We start from the raw sequence: 23,175 nt of genomic DNA, 5'->3' as shown, positions 1-23,175 counted from the left end.
ATGGCAAAAGATAAACTCCCTCCGTTAAACGAACGTCGCCGCTTTTTGCTCCAGACCCTTCAGGGGATCGGACTGGCGACGCTTGGTGCATTGACGTGGAGTGCCTATATCGATGAGGCCAGTGCCGCATCGCTTGTATTACGGCCGCCGGCGGCACTGAAGGAAGAGGATTTTTTATCCCACTGCATACGGTGCGGGCTGTGTGTCGAGGCGTGTCCCTTCGATACCCTCAAGCTTGCCCGCGCAGGTGATAATATTCCGATCGGAACACCCTATTTTAGAGCGCGCGAAATACCGTGCCATATGTGCAAAGATATTCCCTGTGTTCCAGTGTGTCCAAGCGGTGCATTGGATGAATCGTTCGTTAGTACAATAACAAAAAATGGGGACAAAGAGCTTGACATCACTCTGGCCGCAATGGGGATTGCCGTCATTGATGCGGATCAATGCATCGCGTTTTGGGGTATCCAGTGCGATGCCTGTTACCGTGCATGTCCCCTCATCAATGAAGCGATCGTGATCGATGCCAGCCGAAATGATCGGACGGGCAAACACGCCTTTATGGCTCCGCGCGTCATCGGCGATGTCTGTACGGGGTGCGGCATGTGCGAAAAAGCGTGCGTGACCGACAAAGCCTCTATCTTTGTTCTGCCGCTTGCTGTTGCGAAAGGGAGAGCCGGCAGCAACTACATCAAAGGGTGGGACGCACAGGACGAGAACCGCCTAAAAGATCAAAAAGGGGGCGGTGAGACGACGCTAACCCCGAAGAGTTCGCAAAAACCGATCGATTATCTCAACAGTGAGGAGTTCTGATGACATGGCTGTTCAAACACCGATTTTTAATTCTTCGCCGTTTGAGTCAAATAGGGATGATTTTTCTCTATTTCGCTGCCAATGTGTGGGGATGGAAAATACTCCAAGGGAACCTCGGAAGTTCGCTTCTTTTTGAGACACTCCCGCTGTCCGATCCGTTTGCCGTCGTGCAAATGTCTGCAGCGGGGGCGCTGTTAGGGCTTGATCTCCTCATCGGGGCGGGTATTATTACCCTCTTCTATGCCCTTATCGGGGGACGGGCGTTTTGCAGCTGGGTTTGTCCAGTGAACATGATTACCGATGCGGCCAACGGACTTCGCCGTCTTTTGCGGATAAACGAAGTAGAGTACCGTTATGTGCTCAGTCGTCATCTCCGTTACTGGATTTTGGCCCTTAGTATCGTCCTCTCGGCGATTTTCGGCGTTGCCGCATTCGAATTTGTCAGTCCGATCGGTATCCTGAACCGGGGACTCATTTTCGGGATCGGGTTCGGCGGAGCAGTCATTGCGGGCGTTTTTCTCTTCGATCTCTTCGGAGCTAAAAACGGTTTTTGCGGTCATCTGTGCCCGCTGGGAGGATTTTATTCGCTTATCGGACGATTCAGTCTGATCCGAGTGAAACACAATCAGGAAAAATGTACGGTGTGCATGAAATGTACGGAAATTTGTCCTGAAAAACCGGTTTTGCATATGATCGGAAAACGGAGCGAATTTGTCACGATGGGTGAGTGCAGCAATTGCGCCCGCTGTATCGAAGTGTGCGAGAGTGACGCTTTGCACTTTGATATTCGCTTTTTGAATCAAAAAAAATCTGCCTCACTCTGAGGCAAACTTTAGTGCCATAGCGGCTAGCGAAGCCTTTAGGGACGTGTTCCTTAGGCGTTCAAAACAAATGTATAGGAGTAACCACATGAAACGCAAAGTGATAGGTGTCGTAACGGCATTGGTGTTGGGAACAACATGGGTAATGGGTGCATCCAAAGAAGCTCTTATTTCGGATGAGTCACTCGGCCTTTGCAAAGTGAGCGTAGAGGCCGACAGCGGCTTAAAGGAAAAACCTTATGTCTATAAAGGGACGGCACCGGGTGCGGGAAACAAAAGGATCCCGAGGGCGTATGACAACTGTCCTCCGATGATTCCCCACGATATTAACGAATTACCGATTATTACCCAAGAGGAGAACAGCTGCATCTCCTGCCATATGCCCGATGTAGCCTCAAGTGTAGGGGCGATTGCCATTCCGAAAACGCATATGACCAACCTTCGGAATATGAAAGACCTCAAAGGGGAACTGTATCAGGGACGATGGAACTGTACGCAGTGCCACGCACCGCAGGCCGAACTCGATCCGGCGGTCATGAACCGATTCAAAGGTGCTTATCGTAAAAAAATCGGCGGGGAATACAAGACCAACTTGATTCAAACGCTTCGAGAAGGTGTTCTGGAAGACAAATCGGGTTCTTTCGATCTCGATAAAGATTTATTGGAAGAGTGATGGATTCACGCCGCGGTTTTTTTGCTTCATTGGCATCGTTAGCCACCGGAAAGACGGATGAGAGAGAAGCTTTTCATCCTCTCTTGCCCGGGTTTATTCCTCAAAATAGTGAACACTGTTTAACCTGCGTAACATCCGCATGTAAAAATATATGTGAAGAAAACATCGTCGTTCGGGAAGGCTCTGCCGCTCCCTATCTCGACTTTTCACGCCGCGGGTGTACGTTTTGTAGTGAATGTCAACGCGCTTGTGAAAACGATTGTTTTGTTGCGGAGCCGGTAACGGTCATAAAAGCTGAGATCGAAATCGGTATTTTGACCTGTTTGGCATGGAACAAAACAATCTGTCGCAGCTGTGCCGATGTGTGTAACGATAAGGCGATACAATTTACAGGGCTATGGAATCCTGAAATCGATTCCAGTGCATGTACCGCATGCGGATTTTGTATCGGGGTGTGCCCCGCCTATTCGATCAGTGTACACCCCGCTAAAGAAAACGGATGAAATACTTACTCCTTGCCATCTTATTGGTTTTGAGTAGCTGGGGAGCCGTGATTACCCCTAAACGCTCAATCACTGTTTCATCGCCTGTTCTTGATTTTGTATTCGACGGCAAAAGTATTTGGGCAGGAACCGCCGACGGTGAAGTCCTGCACATCAATACCAAAGGTAAAATTCTCTCAAAAATTCTATTACCGCCTATCATCGATTCATGGGGGGAGAAAGGGGCACAGAAGATATTGAGCATCGATGTCGCCCCCGATGGGAAAACATTACTTCTCGCAGGCGAAGACGGATGCCTTTATCTCTTCAGGGAAGGAAAACTGGTTAAAACATCTTTTTCGACGAAAACAGTAGTCAAAAAAATCGGATTTGTCACACAAACACGGGTCATCCTTGCACTCCTCAGCAATGAAGTGGTTTTTTTCGATATTCCTACCAATAAAGTGCTCAAAACCCTTAGCGGCGGCACTTCTCCGCTGAGTGACATGTCGCTCTCACGCACTCAAAAAATAGCCGTTATCGGAGGTGAGGCGGGAGTGATTTCACTGATCGATACCGATGCTATGGAAATCAAACGCACTATCAGAGGCGGCAATGTCGATAACATCTACAAACTCGATCTCCAAAACAGCCGTATAATCACAGCCGGACAAGATCGCCGCGCCATCCTTTATACCCTTGATGGAAAAAAGTATACTCGATATGATGGAATATTTTTAATCTATGCGGCGGCACTTTCTCCCAAAGCGGAGCGTATGGCGGCGTCTATGGATGAAGAAAACCTGATTACCGTGTATGATACGATCAAACGGCAAAAAATCGCTACGGCGAAAGGGCATACTGCGACTCTGAACCGGATTTTATTTCTTGATGAAAAACGGTTCGTCTCGTGTGCCGATGAAAATAAAATTCTATTTTGGGAGTTACCATGAATATATCCAGTGTCGTCGTTAAATGCGCACCCGAATACGTTGCATTTGTGTTAGAACAACTACGTGCAAGTCACCAATGCGAAGTATACGCTCACGATGAGCTAGGTCGGATTATCATCATTCTGGAGGGGGATAGCACCGAAGAAGAGTCTGAAAAACTCCGTATAATCCAAGAAATTCCCCATATCCTCTCAGCCGAAATGGCAATGGCATTCAGCGAAAATGAGTTCTGTGACGAAGAGGGTAAACTGGAACGTGTCGATGAATCTCTTATGGAACGGTTGAACGCTGAGGACGTGGATGCTGCAGATATCGTCTACAACGGAGATCTAAAAGATAAGTAGTATCATTTAGCGTTGAAGCAAATAGTGCTCGATACTGTAGCGCAGATCTTCATCCATATCCATCAAGCTCTCAACCATCCATTTTAGATAAGAGGGATCTTTTAGGGCAATCTCCTCTATCCGTTTTTTGGCATATTTTCCAAACGGCAAACGTGTCAGCAATACGTGGCTTTTGGATATCTCTATCAGTCTCTCTATGTCTGCCAAATCCAGAAGATACTCCAGCACCATTTTCGTATGCAGTGCGTCACTCAGTGCATGATGGGGGACGATCGGTATCTCATGCTCTTTAAAAACGTTTGCTTCTTCACGGTAGAGTCTGAGTTCATACCGCAAAAACTGCAACGCATACCCTTCCAGATCGTCCATCAAAGATTTTGAGCACTTAAGCGTATCGATAATTCTCCCCTGCCAGGCCAAGCCCTCTTTTTGCAGCATATCCAATTCAAACGGAGCATTATGGGAAACCAAAATAGTTTCGGGAGTATTGAGCAATTTGAGTTTTTCGGCACTTAGCGATTCGGCGAATGCGGGGGCATCCTTGACCATCTCATTCGTAATATGGTGGATAGCGGAAGAACTCGGAGGGATCTTTTTACCGGGGTTAATCAGTTCATAATGGGCTTCATCCTCCGTTATCATCCCAAGGGCACAGATTCTGTCTTTAGCCTCTAATCCGGTTGTTTCGGTATCGAGAAAAATCACACTCTACTCTGTCGGAAAAGATTTAAGATTTGCCATGAGATTATGATAATGTTCTAACGTACGGAAACTTTTCTCAAAACGCCATCCCAAGACGAATGAGATAATATCTTTTTTCTGAAGAGGGCTCAGTTTTTCAGCACGTCCGTAATACGCTAACGAAATGTTTTTATTTTTGACTTTGGCTTCTTTATCGTAAATAATAGCGATAATTTGTGCATATTTCCCCTCTTTGATCGCACCTAAATCATCCTCAGAGAGGGAGAGTCCGGAGAGATTGATCGCCTTAAAAGAGAAAAGTTCTTCAAAACACTCCACTTTGGCGCTAATACCGAGTTTACTATAGAGTTCTTCGAGTGATTTCAAATTACTTTTGCGTTCCAACTCATAACTGGAGATTTGTGCCGTCAGGTTTTTCAAACGATCAAGTGCCGAACTCACATTTTCTCCTTCTGATATCGCATAATTTCGATAATTTTAGCCAATATTGACTTATAGCAACAAAATGAGCTGTTGATGCACATAGTTACAACGGGGAGTCGTCACAAAATCTATAATTGCCTTTTCCCGCATTTTTTACTTCGTACATGGCTTTATCGGCTTTATGAAGCATTTCCTCGGCATCTAAAGCATGATCCGGAAAGACGCATATACCGATACTAGCACTGATCGTGACGCTAATGCCGTCTAAATCAAACTCTTTTGTCAATACCTGAATGATTTTTTCAGCTATGGTTTCCACATTTCTTGCTTCTTTTGTACCCGGAATCAATACGATAAATTCATCCCCGCCCAATCGTGCGACGGTATCACTTTGCCGAACACAGCTATTCAGTCTGAAGGCTACCTCTTTAAGCAGCAAATCACCTGTCTCATGCCCATACGTATCATTGACACTTTTAAAGCCGTCGAGATCCAAAAACATAACGGCTATCAAAGAATTTTCAAGTTTTGCTTTGGAAAGAACCTGGTCCAAAAGCTCCTTCAAATATTTTCTATTCGGCAAACCTGTCAAGGCATCCAAATGCGCTTCATTGGCCAACGTCTCTATAGGCTCGGTGATATTTTTGACCATTAAAAACGAAAATACGGCTCCGATCACCAATAATACAACCACCGTCAATAGAATACTGTTTCTAATCGTCTCCAACGGTCGCAGTGCCTCGTTTTGATCAATTTTGGCTACCATACCCCAACCTGCCGTCGGTACATACCTCCATGCGGCAAGAACCGAAATCCCTCTATAATCAACCGACACTCCTGAACCGTTATGACCTGTAGCACCAAAGATAGCGGGTTTTGCCAACTTTCCGTCTATGGATGCGCTTCGCTTCATCCCCGCATTCGGGTCATGTCTAAGGGGATTGAGAAAAATAATCTTATCACCTGATCTTTTACCGAGCAGCGTCTCCCCGCTCTCTCCTAACCCCGAATAATCCTGAATTTGATTAAAAAAGTTATCAGCGGAAAATTCAGCGACGATGACACCGATCAACCTATTGTCGTAATCCAAAATTGGTGCCGAAGCAGTAAACAAATAATTATTATGCTCAGTTGAAGAGCCGCGATGAATATCGGATTTATAAATATCGGAAAAATAGATTTTTGACTTTCCCTCTTCGAATGCCGTCTTATTAAATGAATCGGTATGGTTTTCTTGTACCTTTAAAGAGCTGGCCAGAATCTTCCCGTCTAATCCGATAATAAAAATTTTATTGATTTCTTCTTCAACAATATATTCGTTTAACTGCTGTTCAAACAGGGTTTTCGCTTCATTCAGATTGATGTCTCTGTTCAGTATCAGATTTTTAGTATAGGGAGAAAACTGAATCGTGTGCAAGTCGCCTTTGATTTCATAATAAAAGTTTTCGATCTGAAGAGATTTCAGTTTTGCGATTGCTTCCAAATGAGCCAGTTCCGAAGCAATAATTTGATTTTTTATATTGTAATAGCTGTAAAAAGCGATAAGGAGCATCGGGAAAAAAGCGACTAGCATCAACGTCCATAGCATTTTTACTTTTACAAGTTTTGCCGATACATGCATGAGCTTTCCTCCCTCTTTTTAAATATTATAAATCTGATACGTTTCGTTGATTTTTATATGCATTTCTTTTACGCTAAATACGTCAATAAAACAGGAACTTAAGGATATTGGCTTATAATATCAAACTTTAATTATAGCGGGAATTTAATGGACTATTTACGAATTCAAGGGCCGACTAAACTTAGCGGAACCGTTACCATCTCCGGCGCAAAAAATGCCGCTTTACCCCTAATTACATTGGCACTTTTGGCCCATAATCCGCTAAAAGTCACCAATATGCCTGAAGTAGCCGATATCAAAACACTTCTAAAACTTCTTCAGAACCTCGGTGCGAGCTGTACGCTAGAAAATCATGTTCTGAATATCGATACCTCTACGGTCAATCATACGATGGCAAACTACGATATCGTCAAAACAATGCGTGCTTCTATCCTCGTCCTCGGACCCTTACTTGCCCGCTTCGGACACTGTGAAGTCTCTTTGCCGGGCGGATGTGCTATCGGTCAGCGTCCGATCGATCTACACCTTAAAGCACTTGAGCAAATGGGAGCACAAATCACCATCCATGCCGGATACGTCCATGCTCAAGCGCCTGAGGGGCTTAAAGGTGCCCATATCATTTTTGACAAAATCACTGTTACCGGAACGGCTAATATCGTTATGGCAGCCGCTTTGGCGCACGGAAAAACCGTCCTTGTCAACTGCGCAAAAGAGCCCGAAGTCGTTCAATTGTGCGAAATCCTCCGTGACAGCGGCATAGACATCACCGGAATCGGAACTTCCGAGCTTGTCATTGTCGGTACCGGCGGAAAGACAATCGATATGGTCGATTTCGAGGTCATTCCTGACCGTATTGAAGCAGGAACCTATCTGTGTGCCGGTGCGATCACCAACTCTGTCATTACATTAGAGCGTGTTCGTCCCGATCACCTTGACGCCGTTACCGCCAAATTAGAGCAAATGGGGTGCCGTATCGAGAGCACTGAAAACACTATGACGATATACCCAGCGACCGAACTCAAACACGTCGATATTATTACACAAGAGTATCCGGCATTCCCGACCGATATGCAAGCGCAGTTCTTAGCATTGGCTACCCTCGCCAAAGGGGCAAGCACGATCGATGAACGTTTATTTGAAAACCGTTTTATGCACGTGAGCGAATTACAGCGTTTGGGTGCGGATATCAAGCTAAGCGGCCACGTTGCGACCGTTATCGGACCGTGCGAGCTCTTTGGAGCCGATGTCATGGCGACCGATCTGCGTGCTTCGAGTGCGCTCGTTCTTGCCGCTATGGCAGCTGAGGGGACAACCAATGTCCACCGCATTTACCACCTTGATCGCGGATATGAAAATCTCGAATTAAAACTTCAGGCTCTCGGCGCCAAAATTGAGCGTCTAAAAGAGTAGCCTCGCTGAACGGGAATTACCCGTTCAAAGCATCTTTCTTCCCTTTACTCCCCGCATCGATAACTAAGATTCGTAATATAAAATTCACATTTGTTTTTCGATCGGATTCGAAATATTTTTTTGAGTAACTTTTTCATACCCTACTGCATGCAAAAAGTATTCCTAATTTATGTAGTTTCATCTAAAATTATAAAGAAAATAGCGCAGTTTACTGTGCGTGAGCGCTCTGCTGAAGACATTGTGAAGCGGGTAGAACTCAGCGTTAGCGTAGCCATGTGGGGCTCACGTGCCCTTTGGGTGTTTGCTCCACATGCGTTCTAAAAGATTTTTACAGATCGCCTTCGATCACTTTTTTGAAGGTGTTGTAGTAGATGTTTTGCATCTCAGGAAGTCTCATCGTCACATCGTTCACGGTGAAGGTATCACCGCCGATCGTTCCGATTTTTTGGCAGGCCAATGAACCGACCATCGCTTCAAATGCCCCGCAGTTTTCAGGGGCTACTTCGATGATCGCACGAGACATACTCTCGGCGAAGATATCACGGCTATCATCAACGGTAATGGTAACATTCACCCCTTTATCGCTCACACATGCCATTTTGGCAAGTGCAATTGCCACACCGCCCGAACTGCAGTCTTTAGCAGACGCTAATAGACCTTTTTTATTCGCTTCGATAACGAGATTCCATAATGCACGCTCTTTATCGTAATTGATCGCAGGGATTACTCCCGCCACGACATTGTAAAGCTCTTTCATATAGAGTGATCCGCCGAACTCCGATCGGTTTTCACCGACAAGATACACTACATTTCCGTTTTTTTGGAAGGCGGACATCAATACTTTGTGTTGATCTTCATTGACACCGACCATAGCGATTGAAGGGGTCGGGAAAACCGATTTGCCGTTGGTTTCATTGTACAGCGATACGTTTCCGCCGATAACCGGTGTGTTAAGTTCGGCACACGCCTCTTTAATTCCCAGACATCCTTGGCCAAACTGCCACATTACTTCCGGGTTTTCAGGATTACCGTAGTTGAGACAGTCGGTAATCGCTTTAGGTGTCGCACCGCTCATCGCAACGTTACGTCCGCTCTCGATAACCGCAGCCGCCGCTCCCGCTTTCGGATCGATATAGCAGTAACGGACGTTACAATCGGCACTCATCGCCAATGCTACGCCGTTTTCTTTAATACGGATTACTGAAGCATCGAGCTCGCCCCCTTTTTTAACCGTATTGGTCTGTACCATCGAATCGTACTGCTGATAAATCCACCCTTTATCCACCACTTCCATAGATGAGAGGAGTTTTTCAAACGCTTTTTGGTTATCAACCGCTTCAAAATCGTTCAATGTTACATGGGCAATCTCATCAAGATAAGCGGGACGACTCATCGGACGATCCAATACCGGAGCCTCTTCGCTCACCGGATCGACAGGGACTTCCGCACATTTTTCACCGTGCCAGAACAACTCCATTTTTCCCGTAGCCGTTACTTCTCCGATTACAGCACAGTCAAGATCCCATTTTTCGAAAATATCGATGATCGCCTGCTCGGACCCTTTTTTCGCACAGATAAGCATACGCTCTTGCGATTCGGAGAGCATGAATTCGTACGGCATCATCCCCTCTTCGCGGGCAGGGACTTTGTCGAGGTGCATAATCATCCCGCTCCCCGCGCGTCCCGCCATCTCAAACGAGCTTGAGGTCAACCCCGCAGCACCCATATCCTGAATCCCGACGACATAATCGGTTTTGAAAAGTTCCAGACATGCTTCCAAAAGAAGCTTTTCGGTAAACGGATCGCCCACTTGCACTGTCGGACGAAGCCCTTTTGATGCTTCGGTAAAGCTGTCCGAACTCATTACCGCACCGCCGAGACCGTCACGTCCCGTTTTACTTCCGACATAGATAACCGGATTGCCGATCCCTTCCGCTTTTCCGTAGAAAATCTCATCGCTTTTCGCTAATCCGAGGGTAAATGCGTTGACGAGGATATTCCCGTTATAGCACTCATCAAAACTCGTTTCGCCGCCGATTGTCGGAACCCCCATACAGTTGCCGTATCCGCCGATACCCGATACGACACCGCGTACCAAATAACGCTGATGGGCACTGATATCGTCTTGGTTCAACACGTTTCCGAAACGAAGCGCATTGAGGTTGGCGATAGGACGGGCACCCATCGTGAATACGTCACGCATAATACCGCCGACACCCGTTGCCGCACCTTGATACGGCTCGATGAAACTCGGATGGTTATGGCTCTCCATTTTAAAAACCGCCGCATATCCGCCGCCGATATCGATAACACCCGCATTTTCACCCGGTCCTTGAATAACCCACGGTGCTTTGGTCGGGAAGCCGCTCAAATGTTTTTTAGACGATTTATAGCTGCAGTGTTCACTCCACATTGCCGAAAAAATCCCGATTTCGACGAGATTCGGCTCGCGTCCGAGGATTTTTTTAATATGGTCATAATCTCCGAGTGAGAGCTTATGCTGTTTGAGAACTTTTTCGATGTCTGGAAGGGGAGTGCTCACGGCAGTTTCCTTAGTTAAATAATAATAGTTCCGCGATTATACCAAAGGGTACAAAAGCCCCCCCTTAATTTGCTGTCCATTTACAAAATCGATTTAAATTTATACGATAAATTTGTATCGGAGGTTTATCATGACTCACTCAAAACGTCTTTTGATCGCATTGATGGCTGCCCCTGTTTTTCTCAGTGCGGCGGCCACATCTGTACAACCTAAACCCGAAAAACCGTGTGAGCAGGGTTGTCCGTTTTGGAATATGGAAGAGATGGAAAACTTTTTCAACCGACCGTTTCCCAGAATGAACGGCATGTATAGCGCTTCAAGTATGAAAGAGAGCGATAAAGCCTACCTCATCAGCATCGATCTGCCGGGGATGGATAAAAAAGATATCTCTATCGAAACCTCAGGCAATCGGTTAATAATTTCGGGAGAACGGAAAGAAGAATCGGAGAATAAAGAGGGATCGAAAAAATCGTATCGACAATTCAATCAGAGCTTTTCACTTCCTGATGATGCCAATCTCGAAGCCATTACCGCGACATCGACCAACGGCGTGCTTAAAATAACCGTTCCGAAAACGGGGGGTAAAAAAGCCTCTAAAAAAATCGAGATTAAGTAGGATTATTTAAACCCGAAGTCTTTTTCGGTGCGGATATTTTTTTTAAGGGAAAAGATATCCGTATAGGTAATCGCACTTACTTCATAGCTCTTTTTTCCGCCGGGGAGATGGACGCTGAATTCATCACCTTCTTCTTTTCCTAACATTGCCTTTGCCAGCGGAGAATGAACCGAAATCAATCCATTTTCAGGTTCGCTTTCCAATGTACCGCAGATCGTATACGAAAACTCTTCATCGCTGTTTATGTCCGCAATCGTAATCGTCGCTCCGAAATGGGCACGGGAGTGATTTAAAACGGAGGGGTCGATAATCTGCGCTTTTTCGATCATCGAATTGAGATAAAAAAGACGTTTGTCGATATGGCGAAGTTTCTCTTTTGCCGCATGGTATTCGGCGTTTTCGCTCCGATCACCCAGCTCGGCAGCCCGCTGCTTTTCCTGATTGACACGCGGTTTTTCGATATCTTTAAGATATTTAAACTCACGTAAAAGTTCATCATACCCTCTGGGGCTCATCGGCTCGTTTTGGCTCATTTACGTTTATCCGTCAAATATATATTTTGGAAAATATACCGTATACATACTTGGTTTGAAGATAGGTTATTCTCTAATTATCACTGCTGCTGATACGGCAACTTCAAATCGCAACACGTTTGCAACGCTAACATGAGATAATTTCTTTTATAATTTAAATCTCGTCAACAATGTATACCGTTGATAGATAAGAAGATATGTCCTATGCAAAATATAAAAGATGATCTATATACTCTTGTTGATGAAATCATCATCGAACTCAAAAAGAACGATTTGCCCCCCATCCCCGAAAATTTTCGATTTTATTTTGACAAACTGTTAGAGTCTAAAAATGATGATTTACGTCAACAAATTGTCTCCATCAGTTCCCGTTTTGATGAAAAGCTCCACAACGGGTTTGAATATGAACGATCACTGAATCAGGGGACAAAAGCTGTCAAATTGATCTTAAAACAAGGCTCAAATGTCTATAAAAATACGGCTCTGTTAAAAAAAATAATACAAACCAAAAAAGATTCCGTAAATGCGAATACAAATCCTGAAACATTCGTGGAAGTCACCTCTTCGGTTGAACAGGTGCTGGACAGGTTCTTAATATCGCTGGAAAAACACTCTACCGCCATTAAAGAGCTATACGGAACCGTTGCCAACTCGATCAAAAATGCAAAGGATTCAAGTATATACAATGCTAGTCTTGGGGTTTTCAACAAAAACTATTTTATAACCCTCCTTGCTAAAGAACGCGAGTCATGCATCAGTTCTTCGTATGAAAGTTCATTAATTTCCCTCTCGTTATCCACAAAAACAATAGTGCCGGAGAATAAAAAAACACATGCCCAGCTTATACGCGACATGGCGGAAATACTCACCAATGCCCTGCGCCGAAGTGACTCGATAGCCTATTACGGAGACGGGATATTTTTAATATTATTGCGTCATACCAATGACGAACTGGCGGAAATTGCCGCCGAACGCTTTCATCGCCTCATTTCCGAATCTATTTTTCTTGAACACGAAGCGGATTCGAAAAATAAATTTATCTTAATGGGTATTGTACAGTTGGAATCGTGCTTAAGTGCGGAAGAGATAATAGAGCAGTCGGTAGAAGCGATGCATTCATCTGCTTCTACCGATGTGTCGGATTAATATTTTTATAGCCGATAGAATACTTGCATGCATTCTATCGATTCCAGTAATTACGCTGCAAATCCAAGAATATAATAGGTCGGTTTTCCATCTACCTTTTGGAGATTGACTTTGTATTTGTCGGCAAAATGGTTGATTTTTTCCAATGCTTCCGTAGCGCTGATATCACTGGTCGCATCGATCTTGATTTTAAAATAGTCATTGCTGTTTGATAATGCCACATACGATTCAGAGGGTTTAAGCGCTTCATGTAAATCCAAAATGTGTTTGATGATTTTTTCATACCCTGTCGTATTTTCCTCAATTCGGCTGAGTTGGAGACTTAATGCTTCATTAGGGGTATATCCGAGCTGATTGAGAATCGCTTCATGTGTCATAGGTGTGTTCCTTTGTAAAAATAAAGAGGTTATTCTATCATAGAAGTTTTTATTGACTATAATATCCGCATGAAATCACTCCTAATTCGTCTTACCCACGGTCTTTATGACCAAGATATTGCAGCTGAAGAGCGTGAAAACGTCAACCAGTGGTTTGCGATGAAACTCCTCACTCTTGAAGATAACAAATATCAATTTGCTTCTCAATATCGTGCCGGCATTGTCTCTCTGGCTTCCGATAGCGGAGCCTATCTGCAGACATTAGGGGAGAGCATCCGAGACCACTTTATCGAAACCAATAACCTCATGGGGGCAAAAAGCGGTGATCTGGTCATTGCGCAGCGTCTGTTGGGACGCAGAGGCGGCCCTCAGGCCAAAGTTGTCGTCATCGCCGGACGGAGCGAAACGTTCAGCGTTGCGGTTGTATCCTCCAAAAATGGTCATTTAGGCCTTTACGATATCCGTACCGACCATCCTGCAGGATTTGCCATTAGTGATCTATCCGAGAGCGCCGAGGGATCGCTTTATCAGATCAACAACCAAAGCGGAACGATCGCCGCCTATCTGGGAAACCTCAGTGATCCGAAAGTGGATGAGAAAATCGTCCTTGCCCTCTACAACAAACATGACGAATTTGAAGACGATGTACTGGCAATGGCACGGGAATTTCCCAAAGAGGTCGACGCATCACAGTACCCTAACCGCCGCGATCTTCGCCACCTCCCCTTTTGCACCATCGATCCTGTTACCGCCAAAGACTTCGATGATGCAATCTGCTTTGTCCCCGAGACCTCCACCCTCTATGTCGCCATCGCTGATGTGAGCGAATATGTCCATCCTTTCGGAGCGATCGATGCCGAGGCAATTTACCGCAGTTTCTCGATCTATCTCCCCCACCGCTCGATCCCGATGCTGCCGCGTGAACTCAGCGAAACGCTCTGTTCGCTTCAGCCCCTCGTCGATCGTCTTGCCTATACGTTTGAGATGCATATCGATCCGGTCACCTATGAGATGGATTCTTATACGCTGTATGAATCGATCATCCACTCCCACCGCCGCTTTACCTACGAGCAGATCGATGCTTTTTTCGAGGGGAATCACCACGCAGAGAATGACAAAGAGGCTCAGGTTTTAGCCTACATCCCTGCCCTCAATGAACTCACCGAAAAACTCCGTGCCGAGCGGATGAAAAAAGGGTACAACTTCCGCTCCAGCGAACTGGAGATGCGGATTGACGAAGAGCAAAATATCGTCTCCACCGAATTTGCCGTCGAGACCCCGTCCCATGCCCTCATCGAAGATTGTATGCTTCTCGCCAACAAAGCGGCGGCATCGATGTATGAGAGAGGTGTTTTCCGTATCCACGAATCCCCAAGCCCTCTCAAACTCCAAAGCCTCTATACCGAGTTGGCATCCATCGGTATTTTCGTCGAGTCGCAAGGTTCTATCAAAGAGACGATCACCGCTATCCAAGCCGAAGCGGAGCGACGCGATCTCATCAGCGAAGTCGATACCCTCATCATCCGCGCACAAATGCAGGCACGCTACGCACCGTACAATATGGGACATTTCGGTCTGGGGTTTGAGCGATACACCCACTTCACTTCTCCGATCCGCCGATACAGCGACCTGATCGTCCATCGCCTCCTCAAAGCGATTGCGGCGCACGATACCGAAGAGGGTTCCTACGTATTGCGCAATATCGAGTCGCTCTGTACCTCCATCAGCGAAAAAGAGCGCGAAGCGAGCGACATCGAAATCCGCTTCCATGAGCGCAAATTTGCCCGCTGGGCGGCCACCGTGATCGGTCAAGAGTTCAAAGCCCGTATCATGCGTGCCGAAGAGCCGGTGATGGCGGAGATCCACGATACCATCACGGGGGCCAAAGTAGCCATCACGTCGCAGTTTGGGTTGATGCTCTTTGACGACATTATCGTTAAAATCGAGAGTTCCAACCTCGCCACCGCAAAAATCACCGCCTCGTTCGTCCGCCGAATCGAAAAAGAAGAGAGCGAGCACCCAAGCGAGCACGCAGGAAAATTGTATGAATAGACAAGAACTCGACCGCCATCTCCAAAACAACAGTGCACCGCGTGCCATGGCGCTGTTCGGAGAGAGCCATTTTCTCATCGACCGCTATGCCCACAGACTCTCCCAAATCGAGGGGGCATCGGTTCTGAGCCTTTACCATGACGAGTACGATTTCAATACCGCCAAAGCACACCTCTCCCAAGGTTCTCTCTTCGGCGATCAAAACCTCCTTATTGTCAAACACGAGAAGAAACTCCCCAAAGCCGAACTCGATACCCTTGTCGAACTGGTCGGAAAAAACAGCGATAATACCTTCATCTACTGCTATTACGGCGACGATGTCAAAGGGGCCGACACGGCGTTCAAAGGTTCCCATACCGGATCGGTTCGTTTCTTCCACCCCTTTGCCGCCGAAGCGCGCGCCATCGTGATGCAAGAGGCGCAAGCGATCGGTGTTCAGCTCGATAACCAGGCGGCGTTTCATCTCCTCGACATCCACAACAACGACCTCGCCCTCGCCTGCAACGAGCTTTCAAAACTCTCTATCTTGGGCAAGCCGATCGGGATGAAAGAGATCGACGAACATGTCTTCGGACTGAGCGAAATCAAACTGGATCATTTTATCGCCCGCGTCATCGAGAAAAAAGAGTTCCTCCCCTCTCTGCGCCATCTCCTCGAATCGGGAGAAAACGAGATTCAGCTCCTCACCGCCATCAGCGGTTTTCTGACCCAGTTGTACCTTTTCAATACTGCTATCAAAATTCACGGTGTCGCTGATTCGGCTATGGTATTAGGATATAAACTTCCCGGATTTGTCGAAAAAGAGCGCGCCGCCCTCTCGATCAAAATCTCTCCCGAGGGGTATAAAAGAGGGATAAATCTCCTCCTCGATACCGAGTTAAAGATGAAATCGACCGGCTCTCCCGATCAGGAATCACTGCTTCTCTCCGCCCTCTTGAAGCTGCAAAGTGTTTTATAACCAAAACTTAAATTAAGCGGATTTTTAGTATAATCCGCGCGTTCCTTGCTCTTTGCAACACGATTGTCGTGCTGTATTAATACCATAAGGGGCGAACACCATAAGGAGACATACGCTATGAGACATTACGAAAACCTAGTAATCGTAAAACCTACTCTTACAGAAGAAGAGATTAAAAACACCATCGCACTCGTTGAAGAAGTGATCACTGCAAACGGCGGTGAGATCGTTGCTCGCGACGCAATGGGAATGAAAAAATTAGCTTACCCGATCGAGAAAAACGCTCGCGGTTATTTCTACGTTATGTATTACAAAGCGGCACCTGCTGCTATTGCTGAAATTGAACGTCGTTTCCGTATCAACGAGGAAATTTTGCGTTTCGTAACAATGAAATACGATTCAAAACGTGAAATTGCAGCATGGAACGGTATGGTTGAAAAAACCAAAAAACCTGCTCCGACTGCTGCTGTTGCTGAGAAAAAAGAAGAAGCAGCTTCTTAACCCTTTTAAGGAAAACCTATGTATAACAAAGTCATTTTGGTTGGAAATCTTACCCGAGATATCGAGCTTCGCTATTCACAAAACGGTTCGGCAATCGCCAAAACCGCTATTGCAACCAGCCGTAAGTTTACGGTAAACGGTGAGAAAAAAGAGGAGACATGTTTTGTCGACATCACTTTTTTCGGCCGCTCAGGTGAAGTAGCCAACCAATACCTTCGCAAGGGTTCTAAAATCCTAGTCGAAGGGAGACTTAGTTTTGAACAATGGGTTGACCAAACAAACGGCCAAAAGCGCTCTAAACACTCCGTTATCGTCGAAACGATGCAAATGCTCGATTCACGCGGCGAGGGTGGTTCTCAGGGCGGTTATAACGAATACAGCGATGCCGGAAACAGCAGCTACGGCGGGGGCTATGATGCTCCTGCTCCGAAAGCGGCTTACATTCCTCCGCCGTCGTATTCTAAACCCGCGCCGGTAAGAATGCCGGAAAACAATCTCCCGGAGATTGATATTAACGAAGACGAAATTCCGTTTTAGAATAAGCACAAGGATAGAACCATGTCAGAAAAAAGAAAATACAAAAAACGTTATTGCAAATACTGCGAGCAAAAAGTTGATTTCATTGACTACAAAGATGTAGCTTCATTGAAATATTCACTCTCTGAGCGTTTCAAAATCATGCCACGCCGTCTTACAGGTAACTGTAAACGTCACCAAGACATGGTTACAATCGCTATCAAACAATCACGCGCAGCTGCGTTGATTCCATACACAGTATCACGCAAAGTGATCGCCGGCGCTTCTTTCGAAGGTTAAGCCATCCCCGTGTCGGCACTTTGCCGACAACTTCGCCTTTAATAATTCTCTCCCATTCCTCCGCTATAATATTCTTCTTAACTCGCTTAGGAAATGTATTCTGTGAAACTTTTATTCTTATTGGCTTCTGCCACTGTTCTCTCATACTCTTTATCGGCGCATGAAGCCGTTTTCAATATCACCGACCAGGTCAAAAAAGTTCTTCCCTCAATTGTCAAAATAAAAGTGCAAAAAAGCGAACCTAGCAATGATGCAAGTGAATTAACCGCAACCGATACAGGTGGTTCAGGATTTATTCTCGATGATCAACACCATATTGCCACTAATGCACATGTTATAGGAGATGGCAAAAAAATTGTAATTATCGATTATCAAAACAAAGAGTACCCTGCTGTTCTTGTTGCTAAAGACGACAAAACAGACATAGCTGTTTTAGAATCTGACAATTTTAATACTGCCGTTCTCTCAGAAAGCAATACATCGGTATCTTTAGGTGAAGGTGTTTTTACCATCGGGTCCCCATTTTCGTTAGGGCACAGCGTCTCGTACGGAATTGCTGGGTCACTTAATCGTTTTTTGCCAAACTACCCCTATATTAGATTCATTCAAATAGATGCAGCCGTAAATCCCGGAAATTCAGGAGGAGGGCTTTTCAATTTACACGGTGAATTAATCGGCATGGTTACTACCTATTTTTCAAAACAAGGTAATTACACCAATATCGCATTCGCACTTCCGATAGCCGATGTCCACCGTATCGCATCGGCACTAATAAAAAACAAGCAAGTTGAAAGGGGATACTTCGGTGCAGAGTTTTTTCTCTCTGAACGCCTTTCACGCAAACTTGGATATAAGGCATCGGTATTTATCAGCCGTATTGAGCCGAATTCTCCGGCAGATTTAGCCGGTTTGAAAAGCGGTGACATAATTACAGGTATTAACGATACGATTCTTGATGACGGTGGAGAACTTCATCGCTGCCTTGAACAGTCTCGTCCCGGTGACACAATAATATTGTCATTGATTCGTGACAAGCAGCAAAAAAGACAGAATATCAAATTGGGTAAACAATCAACAGAAAAAAAAGAGACTACCAATGTCGGAACTGCCGATGCCAGTGAAAAAATGGGCTTAATATTGAGGGAGAAAAAAAATAAGATTGAAGTTGCATTAAGCTACGGATTAGCCAAAAATATCGGTTTTGATCCTACAGATACTATTATAGAAATCAATGGTGTTAACGTCAACACCATACAAGAATTTAATGCGCATCTGAGCAGACTAAAAGATGGAGAGATAGCTTTAATAAGACTAGATCGCAATGGCAATTCGCTTGTTCTCCCTATCGGAACCAAAACAGCATTAAAAGGCTACAGTAGCCTGAATTAATCCATCCAACGTCTCGGATCATATCCGTCTGTAGGTCGTATTACTGCCACTTTTTGAAGTTTTTTAATCAATGTAATAACTTTCTTTCCATCAACAAAACTTTGCTCTACAGAGCCGTTATCGTGACGTACAAATCCGTGTCTGTCATAAAAATGAACTGCCGGGGAATCTAATACAACAGAGACACAAATATTCTCATATAATGCCCCCGCTTCGACAAACAACTGCTCCAGCATCTGTGAGCCTAAGCCTTGTCCTCTGTATTCTGGAAGGACAGCTATGTTTAATATTGGGGTGTTGTCATCAATATAGCCGTTAGAGCCATGATCGGCATTAAGACGGCGTATCCATACCGCCCCAGCGATCTTATTGTCGATAAGGGCATAGAGTCCGAGATCTTTACTGGTAAAGCCGTAGAACTCTTCGTAGATAGCAAGTTTGGGTATATCGGAGAGTGTTTTATTGACTTGATCCAAGCGCAGCGCGTAATGGAGCATATCGGTAACTATTTTTTGTTCGGATGAACGTAAGAAATAAAGTGTCGGTTTCATAAAAGAAAGTATACAGCAGCGAGGCTAAGAGGACGGTTTTAAATATTGTAGAAAAGGTTTCGATTGATTATTTAAAGGGGGATTATAAAAAGAAGAGTAAATTCTGAGAGCCAGGCGGCGACCTACGTTTCCACACCTGAAAGATGCAGTATTATGAGCGATGAGGGTCTTAGCTTCCGGGTTCGGAATGGGACCGGGCGTTTCCCCCTCTCTATAGCCACCTGAACACTCAGAGTGAGGATCATCGAAATGAGCTTCACTCTAAGTGCTTAGAGTTGATTGTTATTGTTAAGTCGTCAGACACGTAACTTCATGCACATTCCACCATTTATGCTTAATAAGGCGGTGAGCATAGATAAAGACGAACGTTCTATTAGTACCAGTCAGCTGAAAGCATTACTGCTCTTACACACCTGGCCTATTAACCTTGTAGTCTTCAAGGGAACTTCAGGGAGAGTTCATCTTGGAGTTGGCTTCCCGCTTAGATGCTTTCAGCGGTTATCACATCCGTGCGTAGCTACCCAGCGATGCTCTTGGCAGAACAACTGGTACACCAGTGGCACGTCAAACCCGGTCCTCTCGTACTAGGGTCAGCTCTCCTCAACTCTCCTGCGCCCACGGAAGATAGGGACCGAACTGTCTCACGACGTTCTGAACCCAGCTCGCGTACCGCTTTAAATGGCGAACAGCCATACCCTTGGGACCTGCTCCAGCCCCAGGATGCGATGAGCCGACATCGAGGTGCCAAACCTCCCCGTCGATGTGAGCTCTTGGGGGAGATCAGCCTGTTATCCCCGGCGTACCTTTTATCCTTTGAGCGATGGCCCTTCCACACAGAACCACCGGATCACTATGACCGTCTTTCGACTCTGCTCGACTTGTCTGTCTCACAGTCAGTCCGGCTTATGCCATTATACTCTACGAAGGATTTCCAACCCTTCTGAGCCGAACTTTGTAAGCCTCCGTTACTTTTTAGGAGGCGACCGCCCCAGTCAAACTACCCACCAGACAGTGTCCTCCATCAGGATAACTGATGCGAGTTAGCTATCAGAATACTCAAGGGTGGTATCTCAAGGATGCCTCCATTGCCACTGGCGTGACAATATCAACAGCTCCCACCTATCCTGCACATGAGTATCCCAATAGCAATGTCAAGCTATAGTAAAGGTGCACGGGGTCTTTCCGTCTTTCCGCGGGTAGGAGGAATTTTCACCTCCACTACAATTTCACTGGATCCCTGGTTGAGACAGCTCCCATCTCGTTACGCCATTCATGCAGGTCGGTATTTAACCGACAAGGAATTTCGCTACCTTAGGACCGTTATAGTTACGGCCGCCGTTTACTCGTGCTTCAATTCAATGCTTCGCTTGCGCTGACACATCCTTTTAACATTCGAGCACCGGGCAGGCGTCACACCCTATACATCCTCTTACGAGTTAGCAGAGTGCTGTGTTTTTGGTAAACAGTCGGGAGGGACACTTTGCTGCGACCCAGTTCTGCTCCAGAGGCAAGCTCCTTCACATACTTAGGGCACACCTTATACCGAAGATACGGTGCTAGTTTGCAGAGTTCCTTAACCAGGGTTCTTCCACGCGCCTTAGAATACTCATCTCACCCACCTGTGTCGGTTTACGGTACGGGCGACAATTGTTCTCGCTTAGAGGCTTTTCTCGGCACGACAGTATCATCGATTCTCCTCGCAGACCGAAGTCCTTGAAGAGCCTGTAAGATCTCGGAGTATTGCAACACGGATTTGCCTGTGTTACCTCCTACGTCCTTCGACCCACTATTCCATCAGTGAGCTCGATTAACTCTATGCGTCCCCCCATCACTCAAACGAACAATTGTCGGTATCGGAATATTAACCAACTTGCCATCGTCTACCCCTTTCGGACTCGACTTAGGTCCCGACTAACCCTACGATGACGAGCATCGCGTAGGAAACCTTGGGTTTACGGCGAAGCAGATTCTCACTGCTTTTATCGCTACTCATGCCTGCATGCTCACTTCCAAACGCTCCAGCACTCCTCACCGGTATACCTTCAACGCTGTTTGGAACGCTCTCCTACCACTCGTATAAATACGAATCTAAAGCTTCGGTGCGTATCTTAGCCCCGTTATATTTTCAGCGCAGAATCGCTAGATCAGTGAGCTGTTACGCTTTCTTTAAAGGATGGCTGCTTCTAAGCCAACTTCCTGATTGTCTCAGCAACTCCACATCTTTTTCCACTCAGATACGACTTTGGGACCTTAGCTGTTAGTCTGGGTTGTTCCCCTCTTGACGATTGATTTTATCACCCACCGCCTGACTCCCGAGATTACGCATGAAGTATTCGGAGTTTGAAAGGGTTTGGTACCGCGGTAAGCAGCCCTAGCCCTGTCAGTGCTCTACCCCTTCATGTTACGACTCGAGGCTATACCTAAATATATTTCGGAGAGAACCAGCTATCACTAAGTTTGATTGGCCTTTCACCCCTATCCACAAGTCATCCGAGGATTTTTCAACATCCACCGGTTCGGTCCTCCACTGGCTCTTACACCAGCTTCAACCTGCTCATGGATAGATCACTTAGTTTCGGGTCTGCAGCATCTGACTAATTCGCCCTATTAAGACTCGCTTTCGCTACGGCTTCCCGTTAGGTTAACCTTGCCAGACACCACAACTCGCAGGCTCATTATGCAAAAGGCAGTCCATCACCCCTCATAAAGAATGGGGCTCTGAATGATTGTAAGCCATAGGTTTCAGGTTCTATTTCACTCTGCTCACCGCAGTTCTTTTCACCTTTCCCTTACGGTACTGGTTCGCTATCGGTCTGGTAGTAGTATTTAGGATTGGAGGGTGGTCCCCCCGGCTTCAGTCAAGATAACACGTGTCCCGACCTACTCTGGATCCTGCTAGCTGTCTGTCAATTTCAAGTACGGGACTATCACCCTCTATGGTCGAGCTTTCCAACTCATTCTTCTATCGACTCGCAATGCCGTATGCAGTCCGCAACCCCGATGGCAAGCCATCGGTTTGTCCTATATCCCATTTCGCTCGCCGCTACTTTGGGAATCTCGTTTGATTTATTTTCCTCTAGGTACTGAGATGTTTCACTTCCCTAGGTTCGCCCCCCGAAGGGTACTGTACCTCTCGATACAGTGGGTTGCCCCATTCAGAAATCCCCGGATCAAAGCTTCTTGGCAGCTCCCCGAGGCTTATCGCAGCCTAGTACGTCTTTCATCGCCTCTACCAGCCAAGGCATCCACCTATGGCCCTTAATATCTTTTTCTAATTTGCGCTCACCGCCTTATTAAGAATAAAGCGGTGAAATGTGTTTGTAGTTACGTTGTATAGTTATTCACTATACTGTAAATGTATTCGTCATAGATTTCTCTATGTCAAACATATTTAGTTGACGACTTAACAATAATAATTCAAATAACGTTAGACTTTAAAAGTCTAATTCAAA

Annotated in this window: 22 protein-coding genes and 2 rRNA genes; 15 read left to right on the top strand and 9 right to left on the bottom strand. The window is 45.9% G+C overall.

What is annotated here, in order from left to right:
• The 6 genes from napG to SULKU_RS03480 all read left to right on the top strand — a co-directional run bounded on the left by napG (window position 1) and on the right by SULKU_RS03480 (window position 4,086).
• Window positions 1-813 carry a ferredoxin-type protein NapG gene (napG, locus tag SULKU_RS03505; protein WP_013459553.1) on the top strand — a complete coding sequence of 271 codons (813 nt, stop codon included), beginning with the start codon at window positions 1-3 and terminating at the stop codon, window positions 811-813.
• Window positions 813-1,637, top strand: coding sequence for a quinol dehydrogenase ferredoxin subunit NapH (gene napH, locus SULKU_RS03500; RefSeq protein ID WP_013459552.1), 825 nt, complete (start codon window positions 813-815; stop codon window positions 1,635-1,637). Before napG ends, napH begins: the two co-directional genes overlap by 1 nt.
• A gap of 85 nt (window positions 1,638-1,722) precedes the next feature.
• Window positions 1,723-2,307: a nitrate reductase cytochrome c-type subunit gene (locus SULKU_RS03495; protein WP_013459551.1), complete on the top strand. Its 585-nt coding sequence runs from the start codon at window positions 1,723-1,725 to the stop codon at window positions 2,305-2,307.
• Window positions 2,307-2,810, top strand: coding sequence for a 4Fe-4S binding protein (locus SULKU_RS03490; RefSeq protein WP_013459550.1), 504 nt, complete (start codon window positions 2,307-2,309; stop codon window positions 2,808-2,810). Before SULKU_RS03495 ends, SULKU_RS03490 begins: the two co-directional genes overlap by 1 nt.
• A complete protein-coding gene (locus SULKU_RS03485) occupies window positions 2,807-3,742 on the top strand; it encodes a WD40 repeat domain-containing protein (RefSeq protein WP_013459549.1) in 936 nt (311 codons plus the stop codon). The genes SULKU_RS03490 and SULKU_RS03485 overlap by 4 nt, the downstream gene beginning before the upstream one ends.
• Window positions 3,739-4,086: a chaperone NapD gene (locus SULKU_RS03480; RefSeq protein WP_013459548.1), complete on the top strand. Its 348-nt coding sequence runs from the start codon at window positions 3,739-3,741 to the stop codon at window positions 4,084-4,086. The genes SULKU_RS03485 and SULKU_RS03480 overlap by 4 nt, the downstream gene beginning before the upstream one ends.
• 6 nt (window positions 4,087-4,092) lie before the next feature.
• Here SULKU_RS03480 and SULKU_RS03475 read toward each other — a convergent pair whose 3' ends face one another.
• From SULKU_RS03475 to SULKU_RS14235, 3 genes are all read right to left on the bottom strand, one after another.
• Window positions 4,093-4,791, bottom strand: coding sequence for an exonuclease domain-containing protein (locus tag SULKU_RS03475; protein WP_013459547.1), 699 nt, complete (start codon window positions 4,789-4,791; stop codon window positions 4,093-4,095).
• 3 nt (window positions 4,792-4,794) lie between these two features.
• Window positions 4,795-5,229 carry a hypothetical protein gene (locus tag SULKU_RS03470; protein ID WP_013459546.1) on the bottom strand — a complete coding sequence of 145 codons (435 nt, stop codon included), beginning with the start codon at window positions 5,227-5,229 and terminating at the stop codon, window positions 4,795-4,797.
• Between the two features lie 85 nt (window positions 5,230-5,314).
• Window positions 5,315-6,832: a sensor domain-containing diguanylate cyclase gene (locus SULKU_RS14235; protein ID WP_013459545.1), complete on the bottom strand. Its 1,518-nt coding sequence runs from the start codon at window positions 6,830-6,832 to the stop codon at window positions 5,315-5,317.
• A 147-nt stretch (window positions 6,833-6,979) separates the two neighbouring features.
• Between SULKU_RS14235 and murA the strand changes: the two genes are divergently transcribed.
• A complete protein-coding gene (murA, locus tag SULKU_RS03460; RefSeq protein ID WP_013459544.1) occupies window positions 6,980-8,242 on the top strand; it encodes a UDP-N-acetylglucosamine 1-carboxyvinyltransferase in 1,263 nt (420 codons plus the stop codon).
• A gap of 328 nt (window positions 8,243-8,570) precedes the next feature.
• Here the strand turns inward: murA and purL are convergent, their stop codons facing one another.
• On the bottom strand, window positions 8,571-10,784 hold the full coding sequence (gene purL, locus SULKU_RS03455) for a phosphoribosylformylglycinamidine synthase subunit PurL (protein WP_013459543.1): 2,214 nt from the start codon (window positions 10,782-10,784) through the stop codon (window positions 8,571-8,573).
• A 130-nt stretch (window positions 10,785-10,914) separates the two neighbouring features.
• Here purL and SULKU_RS14230 point away from each other — a divergent pair, with 130 nt between their 5' ends.
• Window positions 10,915-11,400 (top strand): Hsp20/alpha crystallin family protein, encoded by a 486-nt coding sequence (locus SULKU_RS14230; protein WP_013459542.1) that lies wholly within the window; start codon window positions 10,915-10,917, stop codon window positions 11,398-11,400.
• A 2-nt stretch (window positions 11,401-11,402) separates the two neighbouring features.
• On the opposite strand, the gene greA is transcribed toward SULKU_RS14230, so the two are convergent.
• Entirely contained in the window at window positions 11,403-11,933 is a 531-nt protein-coding gene (greA, locus tag SULKU_RS03445) for a transcription elongation factor GreA (RefSeq protein ID WP_013459541.1), read from the bottom strand.
• A gap of 204 nt (window positions 11,934-12,137) precedes the next feature.
• Here greA and SULKU_RS03440 point away from each other — a divergent pair, with 204 nt between their 5' ends.
• The gene (locus SULKU_RS03440; protein WP_013459540.1) at window positions 12,138-13,079 is read left to right on the top strand and encodes a diguanylate cyclase domain-containing protein; all 942 of its coding nucleotides are present in this window, start codon (window positions 12,138-12,140) and stop codon (window positions 13,077-13,079) included.
• A gap of 50 nt (window positions 13,080-13,129) precedes the next feature.
• On the opposite strand, the gene SULKU_RS03435 is transcribed toward SULKU_RS03440, so the two are convergent.
• Window positions 13,130-13,456 carry a serpin family protein gene (locus SULKU_RS03435; RefSeq protein WP_013459539.1) on the bottom strand — a complete coding sequence of 109 codons (327 nt, stop codon included), beginning with the start codon at window positions 13,454-13,456 and terminating at the stop codon, window positions 13,130-13,132.
• 69 nt (window positions 13,457-13,525) lie between these two features.
• Here SULKU_RS03435 and SULKU_RS03430 point away from each other — a divergent pair, with 69 nt between their 5' ends.
• The 6 genes from SULKU_RS03430 (at window position 13,526) to SULKU_RS03405 (ending at window position 19,172) form a co-directional block, all read left to right on the top strand.
• Window positions 13,526-15,508, top strand: coding sequence for an RNB domain-containing ribonuclease (locus SULKU_RS03430; RefSeq protein WP_013459538.1), 1,983 nt, complete (start codon window positions 13,526-13,528; stop codon window positions 15,506-15,508).
• On the top strand, window positions 15,501-16,466 hold the full coding sequence (holA, locus tag SULKU_RS03425) for a DNA polymerase III subunit delta (RefSeq protein WP_013459537.1): 966 nt from the start codon (window positions 15,501-15,503) through the stop codon (window positions 16,464-16,466). The genes SULKU_RS03430 and holA overlap by 8 nt, the downstream gene beginning before the upstream one ends.
• 117 nt (window positions 16,467-16,583) lie before the next feature.
• On the top strand, window positions 16,584-16,967 hold the full coding sequence (gene rpsF, locus SULKU_RS03420) for a 30S ribosomal protein S6 (protein ID WP_013459536.1): 384 nt from the start codon (window positions 16,584-16,586) through the stop codon (window positions 16,965-16,967).
• A gap of 18 nt (window positions 16,968-16,985) precedes the next feature.
• On the top strand, window positions 16,986-17,504 hold the full coding sequence (locus SULKU_RS03415; RefSeq protein WP_013459535.1) for a single-stranded DNA-binding protein: 519 nt from the start codon (window positions 16,986-16,988) through the stop codon (window positions 17,502-17,504).
• A 21-nt stretch (window positions 17,505-17,525) separates the two neighbouring features.
• Window positions 17,526-17,783 (top strand): 30S ribosomal protein S18, encoded by a 258-nt coding sequence (gene rpsR / locus SULKU_RS03410; RefSeq protein WP_013459534.1) that lies wholly within the window; start codon window positions 17,526-17,528, stop codon window positions 17,781-17,783.
• A 102-nt stretch (window positions 17,784-17,885) separates the two neighbouring features.
• Window positions 17,886-19,172, top strand: a complete 1,287-nt coding sequence (locus SULKU_RS03405) for a S1C family serine protease (protein ID WP_013459533.1) — start codon at window positions 17,886-17,888, stop codon at window positions 19,170-19,172.
• Here the strand turns inward: SULKU_RS03405 and SULKU_RS03400 are convergent.
• The 3 genes from SULKU_RS03400 to SULKU_RS03390 form a co-directional block, all read right to left on the bottom strand.
• Window positions 19,169-19,723 (bottom strand): GNAT family N-acetyltransferase, encoded by a 555-nt coding sequence (locus SULKU_RS03400; protein WP_013459532.1) that lies wholly within the window; start codon window positions 19,721-19,723, stop codon window positions 19,169-19,171. The two genes, SULKU_RS03405 and SULKU_RS03400, sit on opposite strands and share 4 nt — an antisense overlap.
• Before the next feature lie 109 nt (window positions 19,724-19,832).
• A 5S ribosomal RNA gene (gene rrf / locus SULKU_RS03395) occupies window positions 19,833-19,948 on the bottom strand.
• Window positions 19,949-20,075: 127 nt separating this feature from the next.
• Window positions 20,076-22,995: ribosomal RNA gene (locus SULKU_RS03390) — 23S ribosomal RNA — on the bottom strand.
• Between the last annotated feature and the right edge of the window lie 180 nt (window positions 22,996-23,175).

Origin of the sequence: Sulfuricurvum kujiense DSM 16994 (assembly GCF_000183725.1) — a bacterium.
In the GTDB taxonomy this organism is placed as follows: Bacteria; Campylobacterota; Campylobacteria; order Campylobacterales; family Sulfurimonadaceae; genus Sulfuricurvum; species Sulfuricurvum kujiense.
This window is presented reverse-complemented; position numbering and strand designations above follow the sequence as displayed.

What these genes read in the sequence shown, in the direction of transcription:
- rpsR (WP_013459534.1), top strand. Translation starts at nt 17,526, where the DNA reads ATGTCAGAAAAAAGAAAATACAAAAAACGTTATTGCAAATACTGCGAG.
- SULKU_RS03485 (WP_013459549.1), top strand. Translation starts at nt 2,807, where the DNA reads ATGAAATACTTACTCCTTGCCATCTTATTGGTTTTGAGTAGCTGGGGA.
- SULKU_RS03400 (WP_013459532.1), bottom strand. Translation starts at nt 19,723, where the DNA reads ATGAAACCGACACTTTATTTCTTACGTTCATCCGAACAAAAAATAGTT.
- SULKU_RS03480 (WP_013459548.1), top strand. Translation starts at nt 3,739, where the DNA reads ATGAATATATCCAGTGTCGTCGTTAAATGCGCACCCGAATACGTTGCA.
- SULKU_RS03495 (WP_013459551.1), top strand. Translation starts at nt 1,723, where the DNA reads ATGAAACGCAAAGTGATAGGTGTCGTAACGGCATTGGTGTTGGGAACA.
- napH (WP_013459552.1), top strand. Translation starts at nt 813, where the DNA reads ATGACATGGCTGTTCAAACACCGATTTTTAATTCTTCGCCGTTTGAGT.
- SULKU_RS03440 (WP_013459540.1), top strand. Translation starts at nt 12,138, where the DNA reads ATGCAAAATATAAAAGATGATCTATATACTCTTGTTGATGAAATCATC.
- greA (WP_013459541.1), bottom strand. Translation starts at nt 11,933, where the DNA reads ATGAGCCAAAACGAGCCGATGAGCCCCAGAGGGTATGATGAACTTTTA.
- rpsF (WP_013459536.1), top strand. Translation starts at nt 16,584, where the DNA reads ATGAGACATTACGAAAACCTAGTAATCGTAAAACCTACTCTTACAGAA.
- SULKU_RS03490 (WP_013459550.1), top strand. Translation starts at nt 2,307, where the DNA reads ATGGATTCACGCCGCGGTTTTTTTGCTTCATTGGCATCGTTAGCCACC.
- SULKU_RS14235 (WP_013459545.1), bottom strand. Translation starts at nt 6,832, where the DNA reads ATGCATGTATCGGCAAAACTTGTAAAAGTAAAAATGCTATGGACGTTG.
- SULKU_RS14230 (WP_013459542.1), top strand. Translation starts at nt 10,915, where the DNA reads ATGACTCACTCAAAACGTCTTTTGATCGCATTGATGGCTGCCCCTGTT.
- murA (WP_013459544.1), top strand. Translation starts at nt 6,980, where the DNA reads ATGGACTATTTACGAATTCAAGGGCCGACTAAACTTAGCGGAACCGTT.
- SULKU_RS03415 (WP_013459535.1), top strand. Translation starts at nt 16,986, where the DNA reads ATGTATAACAAAGTCATTTTGGTTGGAAATCTTACCCGAGATATCGAG.
- napG (WP_013459553.1), top strand. Translation starts at nt 1, where the DNA reads ATGGCAAAAGATAAACTCCCTCCGTTAAACGAACGTCGCCGCTTTTTG.
- holA (WP_013459537.1), top strand. Translation starts at nt 15,501, where the DNA reads ATGAATAGACAAGAACTCGACCGCCATCTCCAAAACAACAGTGCACCG.
- SULKU_RS03430 (WP_013459538.1), top strand. Translation starts at nt 13,526, where the DNA reads ATGAAATCACTCCTAATTCGTCTTACCCACGGTCTTTATGACCAAGAT.
- SULKU_RS03435 (WP_013459539.1), bottom strand. Translation starts at nt 13,456, where the DNA reads ATGACACATGAAGCGATTCTCAATCAGCTCGGATATACCCCTAATGAA.